The sequence below is a fragment of the Roseovarius sp. MBR-78 genome, from assembly GCF_040547535.1.
Taxonomy (GTDB): domain Bacteria; phylum Pseudomonadota; class Alphaproteobacteria; order Rhodobacterales; family Rhodobacteraceae; genus Roseovarius.
The window spans coordinates 79942-103351 of sequence record NZ_JBEPPX010000012.1 but is presented as its reverse complement, the minus strand read 5'-3'; the positions used below and the strand labels follow the sequence as shown (position 1 = coordinate 103351).

General features: G+C 65.3%; 22 protein-coding genes. 10 read left to right on the top strand and 12 right to left on the bottom strand.

The genetic code is table 11. From position 1 onward, the window contains the following. Positions 1 to 2: 2 nt before the first annotated feature. Both ABIE58_RS11740 and ABIE58_RS11735 read left to right on the top strand, forming a co-directional pair. Positions 3 to 965, top strand: a complete 963-nt coding sequence (locus tag ABIE58_RS11740) for a 2-hydroxyacid dehydrogenase (RefSeq protein ID WP_354544909.1) — start codon at positions 3 to 5, stop codon at positions 963 to 965. 59 nt (positions 966 to 1024) lie between these two features. Then, the gene (locus ABIE58_RS11735; RefSeq protein WP_354544908.1) at positions 1025 to 1306 is read left to right on the top strand and encodes a YrhK family protein; all 282 of its coding nucleotides are present in this window, start codon (positions 1025 to 1027) and stop codon (positions 1304 to 1306) included. A 6-nt stretch (positions 1307 to 1312) separates the two neighbouring features. On the opposite strand, the gene mdoH is transcribed toward ABIE58_RS11735, so the two are convergent. The 7 genes from mdoH to ABIE58_RS11700 form a co-directional block, all read right to left on the bottom strand. Further along, a complete protein-coding gene (gene mdoH, locus ABIE58_RS11730) occupies positions 1313 to 3187 on the bottom strand; it encodes a glucans biosynthesis glucosyltransferase MdoH (protein WP_354544907.1) in 1875 nt (624 codons plus the stop codon). Continuing rightward, the gene (locus tag ABIE58_RS11725) at positions 3175 to 4680 is read right to left on the bottom strand and encodes an OpgD/OpgG family glucan biosynthesis protein (RefSeq protein ID WP_354544906.1); all 1506 of its coding nucleotides are present in this window, start codon (positions 4678 to 4680) and stop codon (positions 3175 to 3177) included. The genes mdoH and ABIE58_RS11725 overlap by 13 nt, the downstream gene beginning before the upstream one ends. Further along, complete coding sequence (locus ABIE58_RS11720; protein WP_354544905.1) at positions 4677 to 5885, bottom strand: OpgC family protein; 1209 nt, start codon at positions 5883 to 5885, stop codon at positions 4677 to 4679. Before ABIE58_RS11720 ends, ABIE58_RS11725 begins: the two co-directional genes overlap by 4 nt. Before the next feature lie 59 nt (positions 5886 to 5944). Next, positions 5945 to 7321, bottom strand: coding sequence for a tetratricopeptide repeat protein (locus tag ABIE58_RS11715; RefSeq protein WP_354544904.1), 1377 nt, complete (start codon positions 7319 to 7321; stop codon positions 5945 to 5947). Between the two features lie 189 nt (positions 7322 to 7510). Beyond that, entirely contained in the window at positions 7511 to 7981 is a 471-nt protein-coding gene (locus tag ABIE58_RS11710; RefSeq protein ID WP_354544903.1) for a DUF302 domain-containing protein, read from the bottom strand. A gap of 76 nt (positions 7982 to 8057) precedes the next feature. Further along, positions 8058 to 9233: a CaiB/BaiF CoA transferase family protein gene (locus ABIE58_RS11705; protein ID WP_354544902.1), complete on the bottom strand. Its 1176-nt coding sequence runs from the start codon at positions 9231 to 9233 to the stop codon at positions 8058 to 8060. Positions 9234 to 9243: 10 nt separating this feature from the next. After that, positions 9244 to 10866: a thiamine pyrophosphate-binding protein gene (locus tag ABIE58_RS11700; protein ID WP_354544901.1), complete on the bottom strand. Its 1623-nt coding sequence runs from the start codon at positions 10864 to 10866 to the stop codon at positions 9244 to 9246. A gap of 193 nt (positions 10867 to 11059) precedes the next feature. Between ABIE58_RS11700 and ABIE58_RS11695 the strand changes: the two genes are divergently transcribed. From ABIE58_RS11695 to ABIE58_RS11670, 6 genes are all read left to right on the top strand, one after another. Further along, a complete protein-coding gene (locus ABIE58_RS11695) occupies positions 11060 to 11671 on the top strand; it encodes a ribonuclease D (protein WP_354544900.1) in 612 nt (203 codons plus the stop codon). A gap of 3 nt (positions 11672 to 11674) precedes the next feature. Beyond that, positions 11675 to 12298, top strand: coding sequence for an LPS export ABC transporter periplasmic protein LptC (gene lptC, locus ABIE58_RS11690; protein ID WP_354544899.1), 624 nt, complete (start codon positions 11675 to 11677; stop codon positions 12296 to 12298). Between the two features lie 2 nt (positions 12299 to 12300). Then, positions 12301 to 12789 (top strand): lipopolysaccharide transport periplasmic protein LptA, encoded by a 489-nt coding sequence (lptA, locus tag ABIE58_RS11685; protein ID WP_354544898.1) that lies wholly within the window; start codon positions 12301 to 12303, stop codon positions 12787 to 12789. Then, the gene (gene lptB, locus ABIE58_RS11680) at positions 12786 to 13550 is read left to right on the top strand and encodes an LPS export ABC transporter ATP-binding protein (RefSeq protein ID WP_354544897.1); all 765 of its coding nucleotides are present in this window, start codon (positions 12786 to 12788) and stop codon (positions 13548 to 13550) included. Before lptA ends, lptB begins: the two co-directional genes overlap by 4 nt. 213 nt (positions 13551 to 13763) lie before the next feature. Continuing rightward, a complete protein-coding gene (gene hpf, locus ABIE58_RS11675) occupies positions 13764 to 14327 on the top strand; it encodes a ribosome hibernation-promoting factor, HPF/YfiA family (protein WP_354544896.1) in 564 nt (187 codons plus the stop codon). Between the two features lie 41 nt (positions 14328 to 14368). After that, on the top strand, positions 14369 to 14833 hold the full coding sequence (locus ABIE58_RS11670) for a PTS sugar transporter subunit IIA (protein WP_354544895.1): 465 nt from the start codon (positions 14369 to 14371) through the stop codon (positions 14831 to 14833). Positions 14834 to 14849: 16 nt separating this feature from the next. On the opposite strand, the gene ABIE58_RS11665 is transcribed toward ABIE58_RS11670, so the two are convergent. The 5 genes from ABIE58_RS11665 to ABIE58_RS11645 all read right to left on the bottom strand — a co-directional run bounded on the left by ABIE58_RS11665 (position 14850) and on the right by ABIE58_RS11645 (position 20400). Next, entirely contained in the window at positions 14850 to 16274 is a 1425-nt protein-coding gene (locus ABIE58_RS11665; protein WP_354544894.1) for a nodulation protein NodH, read from the bottom strand. Between the two features lie 6 nt (positions 16275 to 16280). Next, complete coding sequence (locus ABIE58_RS11660) at positions 16281 to 17981, bottom strand: DUF5927 domain-containing protein (protein ID WP_354544893.1); 1701 nt, start codon at positions 17979 to 17981, stop codon at positions 16281 to 16283. Positions 17982 to 18000: 19 nt separating this feature from the next. Continuing rightward, on the bottom strand, positions 18001 to 18987 hold the full coding sequence (locus ABIE58_RS11655; RefSeq protein WP_354544892.1) for a glycosyltransferase family 2 protein: 987 nt from the start codon (positions 18985 to 18987) through the stop codon (positions 18001 to 18003). Positions 18988 to 19140: 153 nt separating this feature from the next. Continuing rightward, positions 19141 to 19692 carry an ActR/PrrA/RegA family redox response regulator transcription factor gene (locus ABIE58_RS11650; protein WP_354544891.1) on the bottom strand — a complete coding sequence of 184 codons (552 nt, stop codon included), beginning with the start codon at positions 19690 to 19692 and terminating at the stop codon, positions 19141 to 19143. Between the two features lie 72 nt (positions 19693 to 19764). Beyond that, the gene (locus ABIE58_RS11645) at positions 19765 to 20400 is read right to left on the bottom strand and encodes an SCO family protein (RefSeq protein WP_354544890.1); all 636 of its coding nucleotides are present in this window, start codon (positions 20398 to 20400) and stop codon (positions 19765 to 19767) included. Between the two features lie 82 nt (positions 20401 to 20482). On the opposite strand from ABIE58_RS11645, the gene regB reads away from it, so the two are divergent. Beyond that, positions 20483 to 21847, top strand: coding sequence for a sensor histidine kinase RegB (gene regB / locus ABIE58_RS11640; RefSeq protein WP_354544924.1), 1365 nt, complete (start codon positions 20483 to 20485; stop codon positions 21845 to 21847). Between the two features lie 75 nt (positions 21848 to 21922). After that, positions 21923 to 23401, top strand: a complete 1479-nt coding sequence (locus tag ABIE58_RS11635) for a PAS-domain containing protein (RefSeq protein WP_354544889.1) — start codon at positions 21923 to 21925, stop codon at positions 23399 to 23401. Positions 23402 to 23410 lie beyond the last annotated feature (9 nt).

Sequence of the window (23410 nt, the reverse complement as noted above, 5' to 3'; positions counted from 1 at the left end):
CCATGCCCAAGCCCCTGATCTGGATCCCGCGCCGCCTGTCGGATGCCACGCTCGACCGCGCCCGCCGCGATTACGAGGTGATCGTGAACGACGCCGATACCCCCGGCACCGCCGAAGATATCATCGCCATGAGCGCGCGGGTGGACGGCATGATCCCCTGTCATTCCGAGCATTTCACGGCGGATGTCGTGGCGCGGCTCGATCCCCGGCTGAAGATCGTGGCCAATCATTCGGTGGGCGTCGATCACTGCGACCTTGCGGCGCTGAAATCGCGCGGCATCGTGGTCACGAACACGCCCGATGTGCTCTCGGATGCCACCGCCGAGATTGCCATGCTTTTGATGCTGGGCGCGGCGCGGCACGCGGTCATGGGTGACCGGTTGGTGCGGCAGGGGCAATGGGATAGCTGGTCGCCCTCCTTCATGGTCGGCAAGCAGGTCACCGGCGCGCGGCTCGGGATCGTGGGGATGGGCCGCGTGGGGCGCGCCTTCGCCGAAAAGGCGCGCGGCTTCGGGATGGAGATCCATTACCACAACCGTTCCCGCCTCTCGCCCGAGGCGGAACAGGGCGCTGTATTTCACGAGGATGTCGACAGCCTGCTGGCCGTCGCCGATTTCCTGTCGCTGCATTGCCCCGCCACGCCCGATACCGTGGATTTCCTCAACGCAGAGCGTCTCGCGCGCCTGCCTGCGGGGGCGGTGGTGGTCAATACCGCGCGCGGCGCGCTGATCGACGAGGCGGCGCTTCTGGCCGCTATCGAGAGCGGTCACATCGCCGCAGCGGGGCTTGATTGCTTCAAGGTGGAGCCGGGCGGCAACCCCGCCTTTGCGGCCAATGAAAACATCTTCATGCTGCCCCATATCGGCAGCGCCACCCGCGCGACGCGCGACGCGATGGGCTTTCGAGCGCTCGACAATCTCGATGCGTTCTTTGCCGGGCAAGAGCCGGGCGATCGGCTGGTTTGAATTGCGCCTGTGGTGCCCGACACCTATCCTGGAAAGCGGCGGAAACAGGGATCGCGATCATGGGCCTCTTCGACCACCGCAACCGCGAGCGCAACACCGACACGCGGCGCGTCTATGCCATTTACGAGATCGCACACACGCTGGCGGATTTCATCGCGGCTATCAGCTTTCTGCTGGGCTCGGTGCTGTTTCTATGGCCCGAGAAAGAGACCGAGGCGATCTGGCTCTTCATTCTCGGCTCGGTCTTCTTCTGCGTCAAGCCGACCCTTCGGATGTGCCGCGAGTTGCAACTCTGGCGGATGGGATACCTCGAACGACTTGCGGAGCGCGCCAAGGAGTAAGGCCTCTCATTCCGCCGCAATGGCCGTGGCATCCGCCGCGCGAAACAGGGCGCGGCTCGCGCGGGCGCGGCGCAGGATCGCGGGCGGATCGACCATTTCGGGGGTCGCCATCAGCCACCCGACCCGCCGCCCCGAGAGCATCGACAGCGGCGCGGCCAGCCCGAGGCTCAGCGCGATGGGCACCAGCCAGAGCGACACCAGCCCCCCCGCGATCCCCAGCGCCAGGGCCAGCCCGCTCATCGTTTCCAGCGCGTGAAACTTGAGCACCGTGACAGCCGCGTAATCGCCGCCCTTGCGCGCCTGCGGCGACCATATGGGCCGGATGCCGATCACCGTGCGCAACACCGCCACCACCTGTTGCACCATCATGACCGGCGCGAAGAGGATCGACAGCACGATCTCGGCCAGAAGCGACACCAGGAACCGCGCCACACCGCCAAAGCGCACCACCGGCACCTCGCCCATGAGAACGCCCAGCGCACCCATCACCTTGGGCGCAAGCAGCATCGCATACATGAACAGCAGGATCATGCCCGATTGCACGCCGCTCATCTCGGGCCAGACCGGGTAGAGCGGGTTATCGGCAGAGAAATAGGTGATGACGCTGTCCGGCCCATTGCCCAGAAGCGCCCAGATCACCAACAAGATGAACCACGCAGGCGAGAGCAGATAGCTGATCGCCCCGTGCAGCAGGTGAAACCGCGACACCACATGCAGGCCCCGCGTGCCCAAGAGGCGCAGATGTTGAAGGTTGCCGTGGCACCAGCGCCGGTCGCGCAGCGCATAGTCAATCAGGGTGGCGGGCGGCTCTTCATAGCTGCCTGCGATCCCCGGCACGAAACGCACCGTCCATCCGGCGCGGCGCAGAAGCGCCGCCTCGACGAAATCATGGCTCAGGATCAGCGCACCGCGCCGCCCCGCCCGCGCGGGCATCCGCGGCAGTCCGGCGCAATCGGCAAAGGCGCGGATGCGGATGATCGCGTTGTGGCCCCAGTAATTGCTCTCGCCGCCGGACCAGCCCGAAAGCCCGGCGCTGAGCAGCGTGCCATAGACCGAGGCCGCGAATTGCTGCATCCGGCCAAAGAGTGACCCGGACCCGATCACCAGCGGCGCGGATTGAATCAGCCCCGCGCCGGGATCGGCAGCCATCTCATCGCTCAGCGCCGTGATCGCGCCCGCGCTCATCAGGCTGTCGGCGTCGAGCACGAGCATCGCCTCATGCGCGCCGCCCCATGTCTCGATCCATTGCCGGATATTGCCCACCTTGCGCGCGGCATTGTCGCTGCGGCGGCGATACCAGACCCGCAGATCGGGCGGCAGACCTCGGCGCAGCCGGTCAAAGGCGCGCCGCTCCGCGAGCGCAATCGCGGCGTCCTGCGTATCGCTTAGGATATAGAGCGCGAAACGATGCGCCGTTTCTGCCTCGCGCAGCGCCAGCATCATGGCGCAGGCATTGCCGAACACGTCGGCGGCATCCTCGTTATAGATGGGAACCACCAGCGCCACGTCGAGCGGCTTGCCGCCCCTTGTATCGCGCACCCCGCCGCAGCGCCGCATCAGGTGACAGCCAAGCCCCAGCGTCGCCGTGGCCACCGACAGCGCAACCCAGAAGAAGGTCGCCGCCACCAGCGCCAGCAACACCCATTCCAGCCACCATATGCCGCCATCCGACAGCCAGTCGGCAAAGGCGAGCGACAGCCCGCCGGTGGTGGCAAGCGCCGGGACAAAGGCCGCCGCGCGCCGCCACCAGACGCCACGCACGGGCCGCAGCGCCGGGGCGTTTGGATCGCGATGCGCGCGCCGCAGATCCTGCACCGGGTGGGGCAGCGCGCTGGGCGGTGGCATCACGTCGCCGCCGGGAAAGGGGGTTACGCCGTCCATCGGTAAAGCCAGACCTCGCTCACGCCGCGCCCCTCGTGGAAAAGCTGCGCGCGCATTTCCGAGCCGTCCACATCGCCGGGATCAAAGGAAAATGCCAGCCTCGGGCCGCCGGTCTCGGGGTTGCGCTGCACAAGCCCCTCCGATGTCTCCAGCCCGGCGGCGCGCACGAAGATCACCAGATCGTCGTAATCCTCGGGCAGCGCGGCATGGGGGGCGAAATCAATCGTGACAACCTGCCGCGCATTGAGCGGAAAGCCGCGCCCGATCCGCGTCTCCAGAACCCGCGCCACCGGCTTTTGCTCGGGGATATCGCCGGTCCAGGACATGCGGTAGCTGAAGGCGTGTTCGCTGCCCGCCGCCAACGGCTCTCGGGGGCGCCAATAGGCCACGATATTGTCGAAAATTTCCTTGTCGGTAGGGATTTCCACCAGCGTAACGGCCCCGCGCCCCCAATCCTCGCCGGGGGTGATCCACAGGCTCGGACGGTGGTGATACTGCGCCTCGAGATCGTGGAAATCGGAATAGCGCCGCGACCGCTGTGCCAGGCCAAAGCCCTGCAGGCCATCGTCCACAAAGCTCGACACCTGCAAGCTGCGCGGATTGCCCAGCGGCCGCCACAGCATCTCGCCATTGCCGTTGAGGATCGTCAGCCCGTCGCTGTCATGCACGGCGGGGCGGAAATCGTTGAAGCGGTCGCGCATCTTGGCGTCGAAATAGAACATCGAGGTCAAGGGCGCGATGCCGACATTGGCCAGATCGGCGCGCGGCCAGAGCGTGCAACGCAGATCGACATCAGCAGACTCGCCGTAAGGGTCGAGGGTGAAATGATACATGCCCGTCACCGACGGGCTTTCCATCAGCGCGTGAATGCGGTGCAGCCGCGCGCCAGGCTTGGGCTTTTCCACCCAAAACCGGGTGAAATCGGGAAATTCCTCGCCCTCGGGCGCGGCGGTGTTCACCGCCAGCCCCCGCGCAGACAGGCCATAGACCAGATCGCGCGCGATCACGCGGAAATAGCTCGCGCCCTGGAACACCGCGTATTCCTGAAAAATTCCCGGCTTGTTCAGCTCTGCCCGCAGGCGCAGGCCGGAATAGCCAAGATCGCCCTCAAGCGGCAGATCGGGGGCCTTGTCGGTCTTGTCAAAGAGCGAGAAATCGAACGGCAGGGGGCGGGCCATGCCGTCTTCGACAAGGTTCACCTCGACCGGGTGCGGGAAATAGAGCCCCGGCAGGAAAAGATCGAGTTCGAGCGACGCATCCGTGTCGGACCAGATCGCATCCTTGCTGCGAAACCAGATCGAGCGGTATTCGTCATAGCTCAGATCGCGCCACGCCTGCGGCACGGTGGGGCGCTTGGCATAGGGCTGTGCCGCCACTTCGCGGGCCAGCGCATCAAGCATCGCCTCGGAAAAGGGCGTGTCGCCGTCGGCGCGCGCCATGCCCGGCCAAAGCGCCAGCGCGCCCAGCCCTTGCAGAACCTCGCGCCGGATCATTTCGCCGCCCTCCAGGGATGGGATTTGAACCACGCCACCGTGTAGGCCACCGCGATGAGCGCGCCAAAGCCTATGAGATTGGCCAGCGTCATGTTCCAGGTATTGCGCCCGACCTGATCCATCACGAAACCCGACAGCCGTGCGAAGACCATCGAGAAGACGAAAACCGCCAACGATTGTTGCCCGACTTTCAGGATCATCGCCAGCAGCGGCGGCCAGACCCTTGCCAATATCCCCTGGCCCACTGCCCTGAGCCGCGCCCCGCCATCGCCCGCCGCCGCCCAACACAAATAGGCCAGCGACAGGAAATGCACGTAGCGAAGGATGCCGAAATCGGACTTGTTGAACAGCTCACGATTGGCGATGCGCCAGTCGCGCGCCCAATCAAACCCGAATTCGCGCACGCCGATATTGGATAGCGGAACATTGGCGATAACGATCACCGCCGCCAGCCCGATCAACACGCGGTTGACCGGCGGCCTCGGCAACCAGCCGCGCATGAAGGCAAAGCCGGTGAAGAACACCAATTGCCAGCCGAACGGGTTGAAAAACCATTTGCGATCCGACCACGGCTCTGCCGGAAAGCCCAGGTGAAACTCCATCAGCCCCAGCGTATCGAGCACCGCGCGTTGCGCGAACAGCCAGATCAGCGCCACGGCCGCGAACACCGCCCAGACGCTGATTCTGCTCAGCGCCATCATCAGCGGCATCATCACGAGGATGACCATATACATCGGCAGGATGTCGAAATAATTGGGCACATAGGTGAGCGTGAACAGCCCCACCAGTTGCGGCCCCGGATCGGCAAAGAACTTCCACAGGTTGAGCGTGCCGATATAAGTCTTGTCGAAATCGCCGAGCAGGTCAAAGCCCGCCATCAGCGTGGCAATAGCGAAAAACATGCCGATATGCGCCCAATAGACCTGCCAGACGCGATAGCCCACGCGCCCCGTGCCAAGCGCCCAGCCTGCCCGGTCAAACGTGCGGCCAAAGGCGATGGCCGACGCCATGCCCGAGCAGAACACGAAAATCTCGGTCGCGTCCGAGAAGCCCCAGCGCGCCGGGATCCAGCTTGTAAAGAAATTGCTCGGCGTGTGCGCGGCGAGGATGATGAACATCGCCAGCCCGCGAAAGAAATCCAGCCGGATATCGCGGGTGCCCGCCACGGGGGCGGCAACCGCCTTGTGCGTTTGGCTATGGGACATGGGCGGATCGGCAACACTCGTCATCGCGGTGTCGGCTCCTTGCAAATTGTGTCGCGCGCTCACTCGGCCGGCAGACGCCCGGCCTCGCCCCAGGCGGTGCGCGCCCCGGCGATGAGATCGAGCCGCGCGCTGGCATAGCCGTCAAGCTTGCCCGCGCGGCGGGCACGGCGCTCACCCAGGATCGTCTCGGCCTCGTCGAGAAACCCGGCGCGAATGCCCGCATCAATGGTCAGCCGCTCGAAAACATCGCGCTGCGCATGGCTTCCGCCGGCAAGTTGCATGGAATGGCGCGCCCGTCCCAGGTTGAGAAACGCCGTCTTGTAATCGCCTTCGCCAAAGGCCTCAAGCCCTGTTGCCGCCGACAGGCCCGGATTGGCCATCCGCGCCATCATGTCGGACGTGTTGGCGCGCTTGGCATCGGCATGAAGCCGCGTCATCATGTGCTTGACTGCGCTCTCGCGCTTGCCCCCGATGAGCGCCAGCAGATAATGCAGATCGGCGAAGATGAGGCAGGCGTCCTCGGTCCGGCGTTCGCTGATCTCGGCCATTTCCTCCCAGCGGTCGCCCACGTCGACACCTTCCAGCTCCAGCCGCATGAGCATCGAGGCCCCGTTGGAGATGTCGCGGAAATCGTCGGTGTGATCGCGGCGCACCTCGGTATCGTAAAGCGCGAACACCGCGTCGATCTCGCCCTGATCGAGATGCATCAGCGCCTTATGCCACCAGACGTGGTAGCGGAAATTGTTGCAATGCGTCCAGGCCGCCTCGCGCCCCTCCAGCCACGTCAAACCCGCGCGCGAATTGCACGTCATGTCAAAGACATGCGCCACTGCATGAAGCCCCCAGGCATCGTCGGGCGAAAGGCTCAGCCCCAGCCGCCCCGCCGTTTCGGCGCGGCCATACTCGCCGGTTTCCTCAAGCGCGAAGGCGTGACAGCCGAAAAGATAGCCACGCGCCGGGTTGGCCGCGTCATAGGCTGGCAAAAGCGCCTCGACCGAGGCGCGCATGCCCTTGTTATCGCCCAGGATAAAGCGGATCGCGTGGCTCATCTTCATGGCCAGTGCATCCTCCGGCCAGCGCGTCAGGATCGCCTCCATCTCGCGCACGGCCTCGGTCGGTCGGCCGCCAAGCCAGGCACCAAGCGCGCGCACATAGCCATGCTCGCGCGCCGTGGGTTCCCCCTGCCCGGCACAGAGCGTGGCGGCCTCATGCGCCGCGCGCGCGGTCTCGACCATCTCGCTGCGGCCCAGCATCATGCAGAAAAGCCCCTTGACCGCATGCGCCATCGCGAAATCCGGCGCATGCGCCAGCACCTTTCCAAGGTGATCCGGGGCCACGGCGGCATGGGCAAGAAACGCAAGCACCAAGGCATCCCACGCCTCCACGGCTTCGGGGGATGAGAGCGAGGTATCATACCCGAATTGATCGTTACGCATGGCCGGGATTCCTTTCGACGAGATTATCAGCTTCAGCTAGCCTGCTACATGTGACACCGGCAACACGCGCGCGGGACGCCTCACCAATACGTTATATATGCGGCACAGAATGTGACCTCTCGGGCCGCATTGCTCAAGTGTCGGGCGAAAATTATTAAGCGAAAACCCGCTTATGGCGAGTACGCGGCGTCACTTGGCCACCGCCGCCCGTGCCACGCCGTCGAACACCGCGTCAAGCTCTGCCGCCAGCGCGCGCAGCGCCTCGCCGCCCTCGTCGAAATAGGGGGCAAAGACATGGCTTGGCGTCTTGTAGGCCAGCGTTGAGCTGCCATCAGCGTTTTCCGTTGCGTAAAGCATGATCGGCGCCTCGATCCCGGCGGCAAGGCTCGCATCGAGCATCCGGCGCGCGTAATCGTTGCGATAAAGGCCAAAGACCCGGTTGCCGGGAATGGTGAAGCCCTGCATCTTGGCCCCCGCCGAGGCGCTGGCCTGCGACACGATGCGGATCTCGTTGTTGTCCACGGCGGCGGGCACCGCCTTTATCAGTTCCGCGAATGATTTTTCGCTGTGCAGCACGACCCATCCCTCGCGCGGCTCCAGCGCCTGTGCGCTGCCGGCAAAGAGCATGAAAACGGCAAGAAGTTTCAGAATTCGTTGCATGAATAGCCCTCCAGTAGTTACCGGATCGCTACTCTTTGTCCCGAGTCGCGGCAAATCACGTGGCCGCGAGCCAAGGTTACAACCCGTCTTTCAACCGCCCCAGAACCGCCTCTGTATCCGCCCCTGTAGACGGCGGCGCGCTGCGATAGCTTACCGGCGTGCGCGAAAACCTGAGCGGATTTCCGATAAGGCGCACCTCGCCCTTGGCCGTTTGCGGCGCGGGCAGGGTTACGGTCATCCCGCGCGCCTGCGCCTGATCGCTTTCCAGCGCCTGTTCGATCGTGTTGACCGGCCCCACCGGAACGCGGCGCGCCTCCAGCCCGTCGATGACATGCGCGGTTGTCCGCCCCGCCAGCACCCTGGCGATCATCGGCACCAGCGTGTCACGATGTGCCAGCCGCGCGGTATTGGTGGCAAAACGGGAATCGGTGGCCCATCCGGGCTGTCCCAGATAATCGCAAAACCGCGCATATTGGCTGTCATTGCCCACCGCGACGATCACGTAACCGTCCGAAGTGGCAAAGACCTGATAGGGCACGATATTGGGGTGGGCGTTGCCCGCGCGTAGCGGCGATATGCCCGAGGTCAGGTAATTCAGCCCCTGATTGACCAGCCAAGACATGGTCGCATCCACGAGCGCCAGATCAATATGCTGCCCCTCGCCGGTGGCATCGCGGTGGCGCAGCGCCGCCAGAATCCCCGTCGCGGCATAAAGCCCGCAGACCACATCGGCCACGCCCACGCCCACCTTCATCGGCTCTTCGCCCGCCGCGCCGGTGATCGACATGATCCCGCCAAACCCTTGCGCCATCAGGTCATAGCCGGGCTTGTCGCGGTTCGGCCCGGTCTGGCCGAAACCGGAAATCGAGCAATAGACAAGACCGGGATATGCCGCGCAGAGCGTCTCGTGATCGAGACCATACTTGCGCAAACCGCCGGGTTTAAAATTCTCGATCACCACATCGGCGCGCCCGGCCAGATCGTGCAGCATCTTTTGCACCCCGCGGTCGGTCAGGTCCACCGCCACGGATTTCTTGTTGCGGTTTGACGACATGAAATAGGCCGAGAGGTCGGTGGGATTGCCCGCCGCATCCATCGCGAAGGGCGGTCCCCATTGCCGCGTATCGTCGCCCTCGGGGCTCTCGATCTTGATCACCTCCGCCCCCAGATCGCCCAGAAGCTGCGTGCAGGTCGGCCCCGCCAGAATGCGGCTGAGGTCGAGAACAACTAATCCGTCCAACGGGCCGGGCATGGGCATCTCCTCAGATACGGTTGTCATAAGAGCCGCGATCGATCTCGGCGGCGATCACGGTGAAGCGGTCGGCCTCTTGCGCTGCCTGCAAGGCTGCGCGCAACTCGGCGCGGGTCGCCACCCGCACACCGTTACCGCCAAAGGCCCGCCCGATGACGGCAAAATCGTGATGGCCGAAATCGACGGCCAGATTGACCATCTGCCGCTCGCGCTGTTTTTTCTCGATGAGCGCAAGGCTGGCATCGACAAAGACCACGAAGATCACCGGCAGGTTCAACTCCGCCACGGTCGAGAGTTCGCCCGCCACCATCAGGAACCCGGCATCGCCCGAAAAGCTGACCACCGTCGCCTCGGGCGTGGCCAGTTTCGCGCCGATGGCCAGTGGCACGGCGCAGCCCATCGTGCAAAGCGCGGTGGATTGCAAAACGCTGCGTGGGTGGTGCGTGGTCCACATCTGCGACAAGAGGATACGATGCGCGCCGCTATCGACGGTGATGATGGTCTCCTCGGGCAGCACGTCGCGCGCCTCGGCGATCACGGCGGCGGCACCCCAGTCATCGCCAGTGGGGAATGCCTGCGCCAGCGCCGCGCGCGCCTCTAGCACCTCGTCCCCCGGCCAGGTGGCGCGCGGCGCGATCCCCTCGGCAATCGCCGCTAGCGACGGCCCGCACGCCCCCACGATATTTATGGTCGCCTGATGCATGTAATGATCGTTCGGCACGGCGGCGATGTCGATCACGTTGACCTCAGCCGGGTCCCAGATCTCGCGCCAGCCGGGGCGCATCTCGATCGGGTCATAGCCGACGCAGAGGATCAGATCGGCGCGCTGCACCAGCGGCACCAGCACCCCGTCGGCCAGCGGCGACAGGCCCGCCCCGCCGACGCACAGGGCATGCGTTTCGGGGATGATCCCCTTAGCCTTGTAGCTGGTGATGACGGGAATGTTCAGGCGCTCGGCGACCTCCGCAATCACCGCCCCTGCCCCCTCGTTCACCGCATCGAGGCCCACGATCATCACCGGCCGTTCCGCCCCCGCCAGCCAGTCGCGCGCCTGCCCCGCTGCGGCAGGCACCATCGGTTCGGCATCCGGGCGGCGGCGCAGGCGCGGCAGGGCCACGCGGGTATCGGCCACCGAGATCGGCACGTCGATATGCACCGGGCCGGGCCTCCCTTCGGTGGCGATCCCCACGGCGCGGTCGGCGATGATGTCGGCACCCTTGGCCGTGAGGCGGAACGTCGCCTTGGTGATCGGGGCCAGCACCGCCTGATGATCGAGGATCTGATGGGTATAGGTCAGCCCCTCATCGGCATCGACACAGCCGGAAATCACGATGAGCGGCACCCGGTCCTGATGCGCATTGGCAATCGCGTTGACACCGTTCAAGACCCCTGGCCCCAGCGTCGCCACCAGAATCCCCGGCGCACCGGTGCGCTGCCAGACCCCCTCGGCCATGAACGCCGCCGCATTTTCGTGCCGCGCCAGCACCACCTCGATCCCCGCGCGCGCCAGCGCATCCATCACCGTCAGCACCTCGCCGCCCGGCATCCCGAACGCATGACGGCACCCCGCCTCATATAGCCGCCGCGCAAGATGATCGGCGGCGCGGGGCGTGCTGTCTTCGGGGCGGCTCATGGCGGGCTCCTGCATTGGTCCGGGCCATGTTGTGGCCGAGGGGCGGCGCGACCGCAAGCCGGATTGCCACCCGCCGGGGTGGAATTCCCCCTGCCTGCGCGCCATATCCGGCTTGAGACACGCACCAAAACCGCCTAAGCAAACGGGAAAATTCCCCCCCGACGGGCCCCGCGCGGGCAGGCAAGGTATCCTTATGGCAAACCATCTCTATCAGAACGACCTGCCCGACGGGCTCGACCTTGGCCGCGTCGTCGCCATCGACTGCGAGACCATGGGCCTTCACCCGCATCGCGACCGGCTCTGCCTCGTGCAGCTCTCAGGCGGCGATGGCAACGCGCATCTGGTGCAGGTGGCGCAGGGGCAGACAAGCGCGCCCAATCTGGCGCGGCTGTTGACCGATCCCGACACGCTCAAGCTGTTTCACTTCGGGCGCTTCGACATTGCCGCGATGCACAACGCCTTTGGCGCGCTCGCGGCCCCGGTCTATTGCACCAAGATCGCAAGCAAGCTCATCCGCACCTATACCGACCGGCACGGGCTGAAATACCTGTTGCAGGAACTGCTCGGCGTGGACATCTCCAAGCAGCAGCAAAGCTCGGACTGGGGCGCGCCCGCGCTCAGCGCCGCGCAACTGGATTACGCCGCCTCTGACGTGCTTTACCTGCACCGGCTGCGCGAGGTTCTCGACGCAATGCTGGCGCGCGAGGGGCGCACGGGGCTGGCGCAGGCCTGTTTCGATTTCCTGCCAATGCGCGCGCAGCTCGATCTTGCGGGCTGGCCCGAGATCGACATTTTCGCCCATTGAGCGATGGCGCGGGCAGACAACACCTATTCGCGCATCGTGGCATGGATGAAAATCCTTCTGCCGCTGGCTGCGCTCGGGCTTTTGTCCACGCTTTTTCTTATCTCCGACACGGTCGATCCCTCGCGCGCGGTGCCAAACGCGCCGGTCGACCTTGAGGCGCGCGCGCGCGATCTTGGCGTGACCGCGCCCAGCTTTGCCGGGGTGTCGGAGCGCGGCGACGAGATCACCTTGCGCGCCGACACCGCGCGGCCCGGACGCGATACGCAAGAGCGCATCGTCGCGGACCGCATCACCGGCGAGATCGGCCTGACCGACGGGGCCAGGCTGCGCCTGCGCGCCGAAACGGCCACGTTTGATCAGGCGACGATGACCGCCATGATCGAGGGCCGCGTGCATATCACCCTCACCACCGGCTACAAGATCGACACCGAACGCCTCGAACTGCGGCTCGATACGCTCTACGTCGAAAGCCCCGGCGCGGTCACCGCCTCGGGGCCTGTCGGTGATCTTGCGGCGGGGCGGATGATCCTGCACGAGGCCAGCGCCAGCGGTGATGCGGAATTGATTTTCAGCGGCGGCGTCAAGCTGATATACCGCCCAGATATCGAGGGAGAACAGGACCAGTGACGATGCTTGCACGGATCATCGCTGCCGCGGCGCTGTCGGGCCTTGCGGCGTGGGCAGGGGCACAGGGTGCGCCGATGGCCTTTGGCCAGGTGCAGAGCGACCGCAGCCTGCCGGTCGAGGTGACATCCGACGATCTCAGCGTCAACCAGGCCGACAACACGGCGATTTTCAGCGGCGGCGTCGTCATCGCGCAAGGCGAGATGCGGCTCTCGGCACCGCGCGTGCGGGTTGTCTATCTCGCCGACCGAAGCGGTATCGAGGCGCTCGAAGCCACCGGCGGCGTCACGCTGGTAAGCGGCAAGGACGCTGCCGAGGCCGCGCGCGCCGAATACAACATCACCACCGGCATGATCGAATTGCGCGGCAACGTGCTTCTGGTGCAGGGCGACAACGCGATCACCGGCGATACCGTGCTTGTCGATACCGGCGCAGGCACCGCACGGGTCAGCGGGCGGGTCAAGACCGTGCTGCAACCGGGCGCGCGCGAATGAGCGCGTCGCCCCCCCGCCTTGCGCATAGCAACGATGCCAAGGGCCTGCGGGTCGAGAAGCTGCGCAAGAGCTACAGCAAGAAGCTGGTGATCCGCGATGTCTCTCTCTCGCTCGACCAGGGCGAGGTGGTGGCGCTGCTTGGCCCCAACGGCTCTGGCAAGACCACGACATTCTATGCCATCGCGGGGCTGATCCACACCGAGGGCGGACATATCTATATCGACGAGCGCGATGTGACCTCGCTGCCGATGTATCGCCGCGCCAAGCTCGGGATCGGCTACCTGCCGCAGGAAATGTCGATCTTTCGCGGCTTGTCGGCCGAGGATAACATCATGGCCATCCTCGAGATATCAGAGCCGTCGCGCGCGCGACGGCGCGAGCGGCTTGAACAGCTCCTGTCGGAATTTTCCATCGAGCACCTGCGCCGCGCCCCGGCGCTCGCGCTTTCGGGGGGCGAGCGCCGGCGCGTGGAAATCGCGCGCTGCCTTGCCGCCAACCCGCGCTACCTACTGCTCGACGAGCCGTTCGCCGGGGTCGATCCGATCTCGGTGGGCGATATCCGGCATCTTGTCGCCGATCTCAAGAAGCGCGGCATCGGCGTGCTCATCACCGATCACAACGTGCGCGAGACGCTCGAAATCGTGGACCGCGCCTATATCCTGCATGATGGCCGCGTGCTCATGTCGGGCAGCCCCCGCGATGTCGTCGAGAACGAGAACGTGCGCCGGGTCTATCTGGGCGACAGCTTTCGCATCTCGTGAGTGCCAGCGCAAATCGGATTGACAAACCCCCGGCAAGGGGCGTCAATTGAGGGATGACATACGGTGATCGTAGCCCGAATACCCGATCATTCCCACGCCAGGCGGCGGGCCTCGGCCAGGATCATGTATTGTCATGGTTCAGCATCGGAAACCGGGCCTGACCTTGTGCGCACAGCCTGTGCCGCGCCGGTCCGAGGAATATAAGGAGGCAAGATGCGCTATCAAATCAGTGGAAAGCAGATCGACATTGGCGAGGCCCTGCAAACCCATGTCAAGGACGAGCTTGGCGCGGTGGTCGCGAAATACGCCGAACGCCCGACCGACGCGCAGATCACCTTTTCGCGCAACGCGAGCGAGTTTGCCTGCGAGGCGGTGGTGCATCTTTCCACCGGGCTGACCGCACAGGCCAAGGCCAAGGCGCATGAAATCTATGCCGCTTTCGATGCCTGCGCCGAGAAGATGGAAAAGCAGCTTCGCCGCTACAAGCGCCGCCTCAAGGATCATCACAAGGACCGCGTGGAACCGGTTGAACTCTTCGGGGTGTCCTCGTATATCCTCTCATCGGATGCGGACGGGGCCAGCGAAGAACCCGACAGCCTGCAACCGATCATCGTGGCCGAGATGGAGACGAAAATCCCCTCTCTCTCGGTCGGGGAAGCGGTGATGCAGATGGAGCTTGCGGGCGCACCGGTGCTGGTGTTCCGCAAGGAAGGCAAGGAGACGGTCAATGTCGTGTATCGCCGCGAAGACGGCAATATCGGCTGGATTGACCCCTGATCGGAGGTGACCGGCGCGCGCCGGTCGAGATATCACAGCATATGGATTTGACCATGCTCCTCAAACCCGAGGCCGTCCGTGCATTATCCGGCATCAGCAGCAAGAAGCGGCTGATGAACGAATTGGGGGCACGGGCGGAGGCCGCCTATGGCCTGCGGCAGGCCGAGGTTGTCGATGCGCTCCTGGAGCGCGAGAGCCTTGGGCCGACGGGCGTCGGCAACGGCGTGGCACTGCCCCATGCGCGGCTTGACGGGCTTGACGCGGTGGTGGGCGCGCTTGTCGTGCTCGACAAACCGATCCCGTTCGACGCGGTGGACCGGCAGCCCGTCGACGTGGTCTTTGCGCTGTTCGCGCCGCTCGATTCGGGGGTGGAGCATCTCAAGGCGCTGGCGCTTGTCTCGCGCACGCTGCGCGAGCCGTCCTTCTGCGCCAAGCTGCGCGCCAATCATGACAGCGCCACGCTGTTCACCATCGTGACAGAGGCACAGGCGGCGCAGGCCGCCTGAGCCGGTCAGCCCCCGGTCAGCGCCAGTTGCCAAAGCCAAAGAGCACGTAATCGCGCTGATAGACCGCGCGCGCCGCCCGCTCGATCCCGTCATCGTAAATATCGCCGAGCGCAAAGGGGCCAACCGGTGTCACCGTCGGCGCGAGCGGCGCGTCACGGCCCACCTGCCCCGCCAGCGCCGCGAGGCCCGCCGCCATCTCGTCTTCGCGCAGGATCGCGTCGGGCGCGCCGAATTGCGCCATCCCCTCGATCACCGCCGCCTGCGTCGCCCAGGCCGCATCCACCCGGATCGCGGTTTGTCCGGCGAGGTTGGCCTTGAGAAACCCCAGGAACCCGGCAAAGGCCGCGCGATGCGCCGCGCGGTCATAGCCGGCATCCGGCCAGTCGGCGGGAATCGGCAGCTTGTAGGCCTTGCGCAGGGTGCGCCGGATGCTGCTGTAGCAGCCCGGCCCCGGCACAAGGATGCGCTCGCAGAACGCCGCATGGGCCCGCGCCACCGGGTGGCGCAGCACGGTAAAGCGCCGGTGCCCCGGCTTGCCCCGCATCCAGCGCCGCAACGCGCCCTGGTTGAGCTGCGTGGGAAGGGTCTCTACCGGCACGCCATCGATCGCGGCAAGCCAGGCGCGCACCTCTGCCTCGGGCCCCGAGCGCACCGGCATGAAGAGCAGCGGCGCGCGCGCGGCGCTCACATATCCCGGCACCGCAGCGCCCCGGCGCGGCTCGAAATTCGGGGTGCGGGACAGGTCGAACCGATCAAGCCGCGCCAGCGCGCGCACCATCTCGTCGTAATTCTCGACCTTGGCCTCCAGCGGCTCGGGGTTCTGCGGCTTGAGCGAGGCATCGAGCGCCTCGAGCCGCGCCGCGCAGCCAAGATAGCGCGCCAGCCCGTTCATCACCTCGACCGATTGCAGATCGTCATAGCCCAGATGAAACGCCACCTGCCCGGTGGTCTGAAGCCGGTTGAGCAGCACGAGTTGAAACGCCTGAAGCCGCGCCAGGTGGCGCTCGAACTCCTCGGCATCGAACCGCACCGTGCTGTCGCGCCGCCGCTTCACGTTGGTGAGCTTCCATTGCCCGGTCGCCTGCGCGATCTTCCACGACACGTAGCTGTCAACCGGGTTGCGCGTCAGCACGATCTTGGCGCAGGCCGGATCGTCCAGCATCAGGTCGAGCACGCGCGGGTCGTGATCGTGAAAGAAGCGAAACCCGCCGATGCCCCGCGATTGCCCCTTGATCGCCCCGATCAGGCGGCCGGGCTCCTCGTCGCGCTGCGCCTGCGTGATCCCGAGCAGGTCGGTGCGGTTCGGATAGCCGATGAAATGCGGGTTGAACGCCTCTCCGTGGCACTCGATCCCGTCGAACGCGTTGAGGTTGCTTTCGAGGAAATTCGATCCGGTGCGCATCTCCGCGAAAATCACGAAGTAGTCAAAGCCTGTGGTCATCGCCGGTTACCGCACAAGGTAGGGCCTGCCCCGGCTTCCCGGCGGCTCGTGGACCCCCGATTCGGCCCGGAAATCGCCCATGAGATAGGGATGCATCCCCTGGTTCTTGAGGTTTTGCAGAAACTGGCCAAAGCCGCTCAGATCGGCCATGCGCGGCACCTCGGCCAATCCGCGCGGATTGCTGTGGCCGATCTCGTCGAGGATGCTCTGCAGCGGCTCCATCGGCGATTCGACGAATTCCGCCATCGTCCAGATCCGCACCCGCGCCCGCGCCCATTGCGCGCGCAGCACCTTGAGATGCTCTGCCTCGACATGCTGAAGCCGCGCCGCCGCGCTGCGCAGATCGGCGAAATTGGCGTTGGACTGGAACAGCGGCACCGCCCAGGCCCCCGAGATCACCGAAATCTGCGCGTTCGGATCCTTGGATAGATCCCATTCGATATCCTCGACCGCGTCGTTCGGGCCGATCTGAAAGCATTGCCGCTCGCCGCGCGTGTTCCAGATCAGGCTGGTGAGAAAGGCACGCTTGTTGTAATCGCGCAACGCCGCGCTATCGGACAGCGCGCCCGCCATCACCGTCTGGCCATCGGCGAATTCGGCGCGCTCGGGCGCAAAGAGGTGCCCATGCACCCGCATCCCGGTCATCCGCGCCAGCCACGGCTCGAAATTCTCGAACAGCTCGGAAAACCCCTCGAACACCGAATAGGGCGCACAAGTGGTGCGGTTCTCGCGCCCCTCGACGGGAAACCGGCTCTGCATCAACAGCCCCGGCCGCCCGCGCACGCGCCGCTCCACCGCCTTGGCAAAGATGCGGTCGATCTTGCCGGGGTTAGGCTCTGTGCGCTTCATCGCGCTGGCCTGATCGGTCAGGAACGCCTCATAGATGCGGTTGGCATAGGGCCATATCTTGCGCGCGACAAAGCAATCGGAGCGCCGCAAAAGCTGTAGGTGATCGTCGTAGAAGATATGCGGCTTGCCCTGGTAGTCGAATTTCGACAGCGTCAGCGACCGGCTTTCGATCTGGCGGGAATATTGCCGCGCCAGCGTCTGGAAATAGCTCTCGTCGGGGATCCAGACCCGCTTGAAATAGCGGTCATAAACCGGGCGCTCGGGGTCTTGCAGTACCGCCGAGAGCGTCTGCCGCGTGAGGCACCACCACTGGCTGCCCATATGCGGCACAAGGCCGTTGGGGATGCGACGGCGAAAACCCACGACGCGTTGCAGCGCCACGTATTTATCAAACAGATAGCGATTCCGGCGCCAGGAGAACGGAAAGCGCAGCGTGAACCGTTCCTCGTCCAGCCCGCCGATCGTCCAGGGCACATCGGCGGTGGTGGCGCTCTCGATGAAATCGGTGTGGGGACGGGCGGCGAGATAGTCGATCAGTTCCTGCACCGGGCGCAGCGGCAGGCAAGAGCCGGAGGTGAGGTAGACATGGCGCGCATCGCCGAAATCGCGCAGCATGATTTCCGCGGCCCCCTGCGTTGCCGCAACCAGCCCCCACATCCCCCATTCACAGCGGTGACGCGGGGCAAAGCGCAGATCGCGCAGGTCCGACAGCGACTCGGCAAAGGCCGTGTAGGTGGCGCGCGGCACGGATTTGTCCACATGGATCACCAGCGGACAGCCCGACGCCGCCCAATGCCGCGCCACCTGCTCGGCCCGGCCAAAGGCGGTATGGACCAGCATGATAATCCCGAGGCTCATGTCCCGACCACTCCGCGCCTCATGCCCAATTGCCCTTGGACATCAGGCCAAGGATCTCTAATTGCCGCCAGTTTATATATTTTTCCGACCATTTGCACCAAAGTTCGGGATTGTGGCGCACATGGGCGGCATAGGCCTTGTATTCGACGCTGCCCGAGTAATGCTGGCGGCGGCTGAGTTCCTCTTCGGCCTTGGCGGTGAAGGTGTCTAGAAACTTGGCATGAAGCAGGATGCCGCTCGCCTTCTCGCCGCCCCACTCGTCATAGGTAAGGTTAAGACCCCGAGGCAGCAGCATATGGGTGGAGCTGTCATAGGCATAGCGCCGGTCCCAGCGCACCAGCGGCGTCTTGTTCAGGGCGGGGGCCTTTTTCGGGTTGTCGGCGAAAAACACGCGCGCGCGCGGCCCGCCCTGAATCCACAGGTTGCCGTAAAGGCGGTTCTTCGCGATCATGTAATTGCCGGGATCGAACCAGGCGGCGATTTCCATCGGGTCCTGGCCCGCGCGATAGGGCACGGCGTCGATGCGCCCCTTGGGATACATGTCCAGAAGCATCGCACCAAAGGATTTGACCGCGCTGCCATCGAGCCAGTCGGTCAGCGCGCGAATGGGCCGCGTGTCGCTGAACGGATAGATGAAGAATTCATCGGGATCGACCACCAGCGTCCAGTGGTCATGGCCATAACGCCCCTGCAACCAGTTGAGCCAGTCGATGCCAAAGCGCGCGCGCTTGTAGCTCGCCTTGGTGGTCCAGAGCGAGACATCGGGCTGGCGTGCGAGATATTCGGTGCCGCCATCATCGCTGTCATTATCCACGATCAGGAAATGCGCGATGCCGAGATCGCGGTAATATTGCAGGAAATAGGGGAGCCGCACATATTCGTCGCGCAGCGTCGAGAATAGCAGCACATCGCCGGGGCGGATTTGCCCGGTGCGGTCGGCCACGGGGCGCAGCGAGAAATGCTTGCGAAAGGCGCGCATCTTGGCCCGCTTGCGCCGGAGCCGCATCCGGTATGATTGCCAAATCCCCAACCTGCCCCGTCCTCCGCGCAGTTTTTCGCGCACCACACTATTCCGGTCAGGTTAATACAACCCTTAGACCGAACAAACCATTAATATTCATAGAATTGTCGTCGATTGCGCAACAGTCGGACGCGGGTGTCACTTGGGCGAGCGTTTCGCCAATATCCGCTGCAAGGTGCGCCGGTGCATGTTGAGCCGCCGCGCCGTCTCGGAGACGTTGCGGTCGCACAGCTCATAAACCCGCTGGATATGCTCCCAGCGCACGCGGTCGGCGCTCATCGGGTTCTCGGGCGGCGGCGGCAGATCGGCGTCACCGGCCAGAAGCGCATTGGTGATATCGGTGGCATCGGTCGGCTTGGACAGGTAATCCGTCGCACCGATCTTGACGGCGGCCACGGCGGTGGCAATGGCCCCGTATCCCGTCAGCACCACGACGCGCGCATCTGGCCTGCGCTCGCGGATCGCCTCGACCACGTCAAGCCCGTTGCCATCGCCAAGCCGCAGATCGCAAACCGCATAGGCAGGCGGGCGAGCCATCACGCTGGCACGTCCGGCGGCGACCGACTCGGCAATCTCCACGTCGAAACCGCGTTTCTCCATCGCCTTGGCAAGACGCCTCAGGAACGGCTCGTCGTCATCGACAAGCAAAAGCGTCTTGTCCTCGCCGATATCGAGTTGTGCTTCGCTCATTGCCGATCTCCCTTGCGCGCATCCGTGCAAGGGGTTGTAGCCCGAGGATTATTCCCCGTCAAAACAAACGCGTCACGACGCCGCATCCACAAAGCAGGCGACCCGGTCGGCCATCTGTTCGGGCGTCACGTCGCGGCGGAAAAACTCGACAAAGCCGTGCTCGGGCAGGGTAAGATAGCTCATGGTCGAATGGTCCACGAGGTAGAAATCCTCTGCCCCCGCCTCGGGCTCTTGCGCCTGATAAAAGGTGCGATAGGCCTTGGAGGCGGCGCGCACCTGCGCCTCGCTGCCCGTGAGGCCCAGCATCCGGGGATGCATGTAATCGGTGAATTCCCCGAGCAATTCTGGCGTATCGCGCTTTGGGTCGATGGAGATGAAGACCGGCTTGACCATCACGCCGCGCTCTTCGAGCACATCCACGGCCTCGGCATTGCGCGCGGCATCCATCGGGCAGACATCGGGGCAGAACGTGTAGCCGAAATAGATCAGCGTTGGCATGTCGATCACATCTTCGTCAGTGACCGTTTCGCCAGTCTCGCTCACAAGCTCGAACGGGCCGCCAATCTGCCCCGCGCCGCCCGCCACGTTCGAGGCCCGGCACTGGGCAAAACGATCCTCGGGCTCGGTCCCGCCGACCCCGGCAACATACATGGCCCCAAGCGCGGCTACGGCGATGGCGGCGGCGGCGATGGCAATGGTGCGGATCATCGGTCTCTCTTGCCTCCGTCTGTTTGCAATGCAACCCTCTACTCTCGATCCTCCGCTCACACAATGGGACGTGGCCGCGCAGATGACCGATATTTCGACCGACAGCTTTCCGCCCGGCCACGGGCGCAACTGGCTCCGGCTCCGCACGCTCACGCTCTTGCGGTGGTGGGCGATTGCCGGTCAGGCCAGCGCGCTGGTGGTCGCCGAACAGATCTTTCGGCTCGATCTGGAAATGGGGCTGTGTTTGCTGGTGATCGGCGTATCGGTGGTCTCCAATCTCGTGGCTTCCTTCGTCTTTGCCGAAACCAAACGGCTGGCGGAAGAGGACGCGCTCCGCGTGGTGCTGTTCGACATGCTGCAACTGGGGCTGCTGCTCTATCTCACCGGCGGCATGAACAACCCGTTCTCGATCCTCATCGTCGGCCCGGTCACCGTTTCGGCCTCGGCGCTCAGCGGGCGATCCACCCTGTTTCTCGGCGTCATGGCCATCATCATCGTGACGCTTCTGATGCAATTCCACCTGCCCCTGCGTGGCGCGGATGGCGCGGTGCTGGAGGTGTCGGATATCTTCCGCTTTGGCAACTGGGTGGCGATTGTCATCGCGGTGGTGTTTCTTGGCGTCTATGCGCGCCGGGTGGTGCAGGAGATGCGCACCATGTCCGACGCGCTCCAGGCGACGCAAATGGCGCTCGCACGCGAGCAAAAGCTCACCGATCTGGGCGGCGTGGTGGCGGCGGCGGCGCATGAGCTTGGCACGCCCCTCGCCACGATCAAGCTCGCCAGCGCCGAGCTGGCCGATGACCTCCGGGACCGCCCCGAGTTGCGCGAGGATGCGCTGCTCATCCGCGACCAGGCGGATCGCTGCCGCGATATCCTGCGGTCGATGGGCCGCGCGGGCAAGGACGATTTGCACCTGCGCCGCGCGCCGCTCACCGCCCTTGTCGAAGAGGCCGCCGAACCGCATGTCGATCGCGGCAAGCGCATCCGCTTTGACCACGGCGGCGGGTGGGCCGACCCGGCAAGCCAGCCCACCGTGCTGCGCCGCCCCGAGATCATCCACGGGCTGCGCAACCTGATCCAGAACGCGGTCGATTTCGCGCAAGAGACCGTCATCGTCGAGACCCGCTGGAATGACGCGCGCATCACCCTGCGGATCATGGATGACGGGCGCGGCTTTCCGCCCGACATGATCGGACGGCTGGGCGAGCCGTTCATGCGCCGCCGCGGGGCCGCCCCCGACCCGCAGCGCCCCGGCTACGAGGGGATGGGGCTGGGCCTTTTCATCGCCAAGACGCTGCTGGAGCGCGCGGGTGCCGATCTGACCTTCACCAACGGCACCGATCCCGCCGGTGCCCTTGTCGAGGTAAGCTGGCCGCTTGCCGCCATCGCCATCCCCAAGGGGGCCGAGGCCGAAGGGCTGGGCGAGAACCGTCTGATTTCCGGCTGACAAGACCGGATCGCTGTTAAGCGCGCCTTAACCTGTTTGCGTCACGATGATGGCGCATGACAGCGGAGCAGGCGGATGGCGGCGATGGGTTTGGCGGATATGGCGGTTCTGGCGGCACTGGCGCTGGCGCTCTCGGTCGCGGTGCTCTGGATTGTGGGGGCGCGGCCGCATTCGCACCCTACCTCTCCTGCATCCCCCGCGCCCCCGGTCACGACCAGCTTTCTGCTGCGCGACGGCGCGCTCATCGACCATGATGCCGGCGATTTCGACCCGCCCGCCCCGCCGGACGGGGCCGGGGATGATTGGTCGCACCTCGCCCGCTGGTTCGCGCCGCGCTTTGCCCTGCCGGACCGTCCGGCAGAGGGCAGGCAAACGATCGCCAGTGCCTCCCCCGAAACCGACCCCGCCACGCTCGACATCGACACCTCCGGCGCACGCACGCACGTCACCCTGCGCGACCCGCTCACCACCGATCCCGCCGCGCGCCACGCGCTGCTTGCTCGCCTTGCCGAGGCCAATGCGCAGAGCACCGCGCTGCTGCATGTGCCGGTGCCGGTCTGGCTGCGCGATCCGACCGGGCGGATCGCTTGGGAAAACGCCGCCGCCAGCGCCTTGCCGCCAGCGCACCGGGCGCGGCTTCTGACGGGCGCAGGGCGGGTTGCGCTTGAGGATCCCGCGCGTTGGTTCGATCTTGCCACCCATGAGGACACCGACGGCACGCTGATCTTTGCCACCGATGTCACCCCGCTCGTGCGCGCCGAGGAAACGCGCCGCGACTTCATCCAGACGCTGGGGCGCAGCTTTGCCGATTTGCCCACCGGGCTTGCAGTGTTCGATCGCGCTCACACGCTGGCCATGTTCAACCCGGCGCTGGCCGATCTTACCGGGCTTGATCCGGTGATGCTCAGCGGGCGGCCTGATATCTTTTGCTTCTTTGACATGCTGCGCGACCGGCATGTGATGCCGGAGCCCAAGAACTATGCAAGCTGGCGCGGCCAGATCCACACCATGATCCACGAGGCCCGCGGCGGCCAGTATCGCGAGGTCTGGAGCCTTGTGACCGGGCGCACCTACCGCATCACCGGGCGGCCGCATCCCGACGGCGCGGTGGCCTTTCTGATCGAGGATATTTCCGAGGAAATATCGGCCACCCGCCACCAGCGCGCCGAGCGTGACATTCTTATCGCGGCGCTCGACCGGGTGGGTGAGGCCATCGCCGTGCTGTCGTTCGACGCCGGGCTGGTGTTTTGCAACCGCCGCTTCGCCACCCTCGCGCGGCTCGACCCCGCCGCGCGCGAGGCGGGCCTGCCGCTGCCCGACCTCATCGAATGCTGCCGCACACGCTTTCCCGATGCCGCGCTCTGGCACGAGGTTGCCGCCCGTCTGGAGGATCGCGGCCCGACGCAGGCGTTGACCGGGCAGATTGCGCGCGACGCAGACCGCGCGCTGGCGCTCAGCCTCGTGCCGCTCGGGCAAGGGCAGATGATGCTGTCGCTGCGCCCCGTGCCTGCCGAAACGCCCGCCGAGATATCAGGTGCTACGCTCCCGGCCTGAGCGCATCGC

Coding starts and splice junctions, on each gene's coding strand:
- hpf (WP_354544896.1), top strand. CDS start 13,764: ATGCGCTATCAAATCAGTGGAAAGCAGATCGACATTGGCGAGGCCCTG.
- ABIE58_RS11740 (WP_354544909.1), top strand. CDS start 3: ATGCCCAAGCCCCTGATCTGGATCCCGCGCCGCCTGTCGGATGCCACG.
- mdoH (WP_354544907.1), bottom strand. CDS start 3,187: ATGGACGGCGTAACCCCCTTTCCCGGCGGCGACGTGATGCCACCGCCC.
- ABIE58_RS11645 (WP_354544890.1), bottom strand. CDS start 20,400: ATGATCCGCACCATTGCCATCGCCGCCGCCGCCATCGCCGTAGCCGCG.
- ABIE58_RS11710 (WP_354544903.1), bottom strand. CDS start 7,981: ATGCAACGAATTCTGAAACTTCTTGCCGTTTTCATGCTCTTTGCCGGC.
- ABIE58_RS11660 (WP_354544893.1), bottom strand. CDS start 17,981: ATGAGCCTCGGGATTATCATGCTGGTCCATACCGCCTTTGGCCGGGCC.
- regB (WP_354544924.1), top strand. CDS start 20,483: ATGACCGATATTTCGACCGACAGCTTTCCGCCCGGCCACGGGCGCAAC.
- ABIE58_RS11720 (WP_354544905.1), bottom strand. CDS start 5,885: ATGTCCCATAGCCAAACGCACAAGGCGGTTGCCGCCCCCGTGGCGGGC.
- ABIE58_RS11705 (WP_354544902.1), bottom strand. CDS start 9,233: ATGCCCGGCCCGTTGGACGGATTAGTTGTTCTCGACCTCAGCCGCATT.
- ABIE58_RS11650 (WP_354544891.1), bottom strand. CDS start 19,692: ATGAGCGAAGCACAACTCGATATCGGCGAGGACAAGACGCTTTTGCTT.
- lptA (WP_354544898.1), top strand. CDS start 12,301: ATGCTTGCACGGATCATCGCTGCCGCGGCGCTGTCGGGCCTTGCGGCG.
- ABIE58_RS11655 (WP_354544892.1), bottom strand. CDS start 18,987: ATGCGGCTCCGGCGCAAGCGGGCCAAGATGCGCGCCTTTCGCAAGCAT.
- ABIE58_RS11700 (WP_354544901.1), bottom strand. CDS start 10,866: ATGAGCCGCCCCGAAGACAGCACGCCCCGCGCCGCCGATCATCTTGCG.
- ABIE58_RS11635 (WP_354544889.1), top strand. CDS start 21,923: ATGGCGGCGATGGGTTTGGCGGATATGGCGGTTCTGGCGGCACTGGCG.
- lptB (WP_354544897.1), top strand. CDS start 12,786: ATGAGCGCGTCGCCCCCCCGCCTTGCGCATAGCAACGATGCCAAGGGC.
- ABIE58_RS11715 (WP_354544904.1), bottom strand. CDS start 7,321: ATGCGTAACGATCAATTCGGGTATGATACCTCGCTCTCATCCCCCGAA.
- ABIE58_RS11695 (WP_354544900.1), top strand. CDS start 11,060: ATGGCAAACCATCTCTATCAGAACGACCTGCCCGACGGGCTCGACCTT.
- ABIE58_RS11665 (WP_354544894.1), bottom strand. CDS start 16,274: ATGACCACAGGCTTTGACTACTTCGTGATTTTCGCGGAGATGCGCACC.
- ABIE58_RS11735 (WP_354544908.1), top strand. CDS start 1,025: ATGGGCCTCTTCGACCACCGCAACCGCGAGCGCAACACCGACACGCGG.
- lptC (WP_354544899.1), top strand. CDS start 11,675: ATGGCGCGGGCAGACAACACCTATTCGCGCATCGTGGCATGGATGAAA.
- ABIE58_RS11670 (WP_354544895.1), top strand. CDS start 14,369: ATGGATTTGACCATGCTCCTCAAACCCGAGGCCGTCCGTGCATTATCC.
- ABIE58_RS11725 (WP_354544906.1), bottom strand. CDS start 4,680: ATGATCCGGCGCGAGGTTCTGCAAGGGCTGGGCGCGCTGGCGCTTTGG.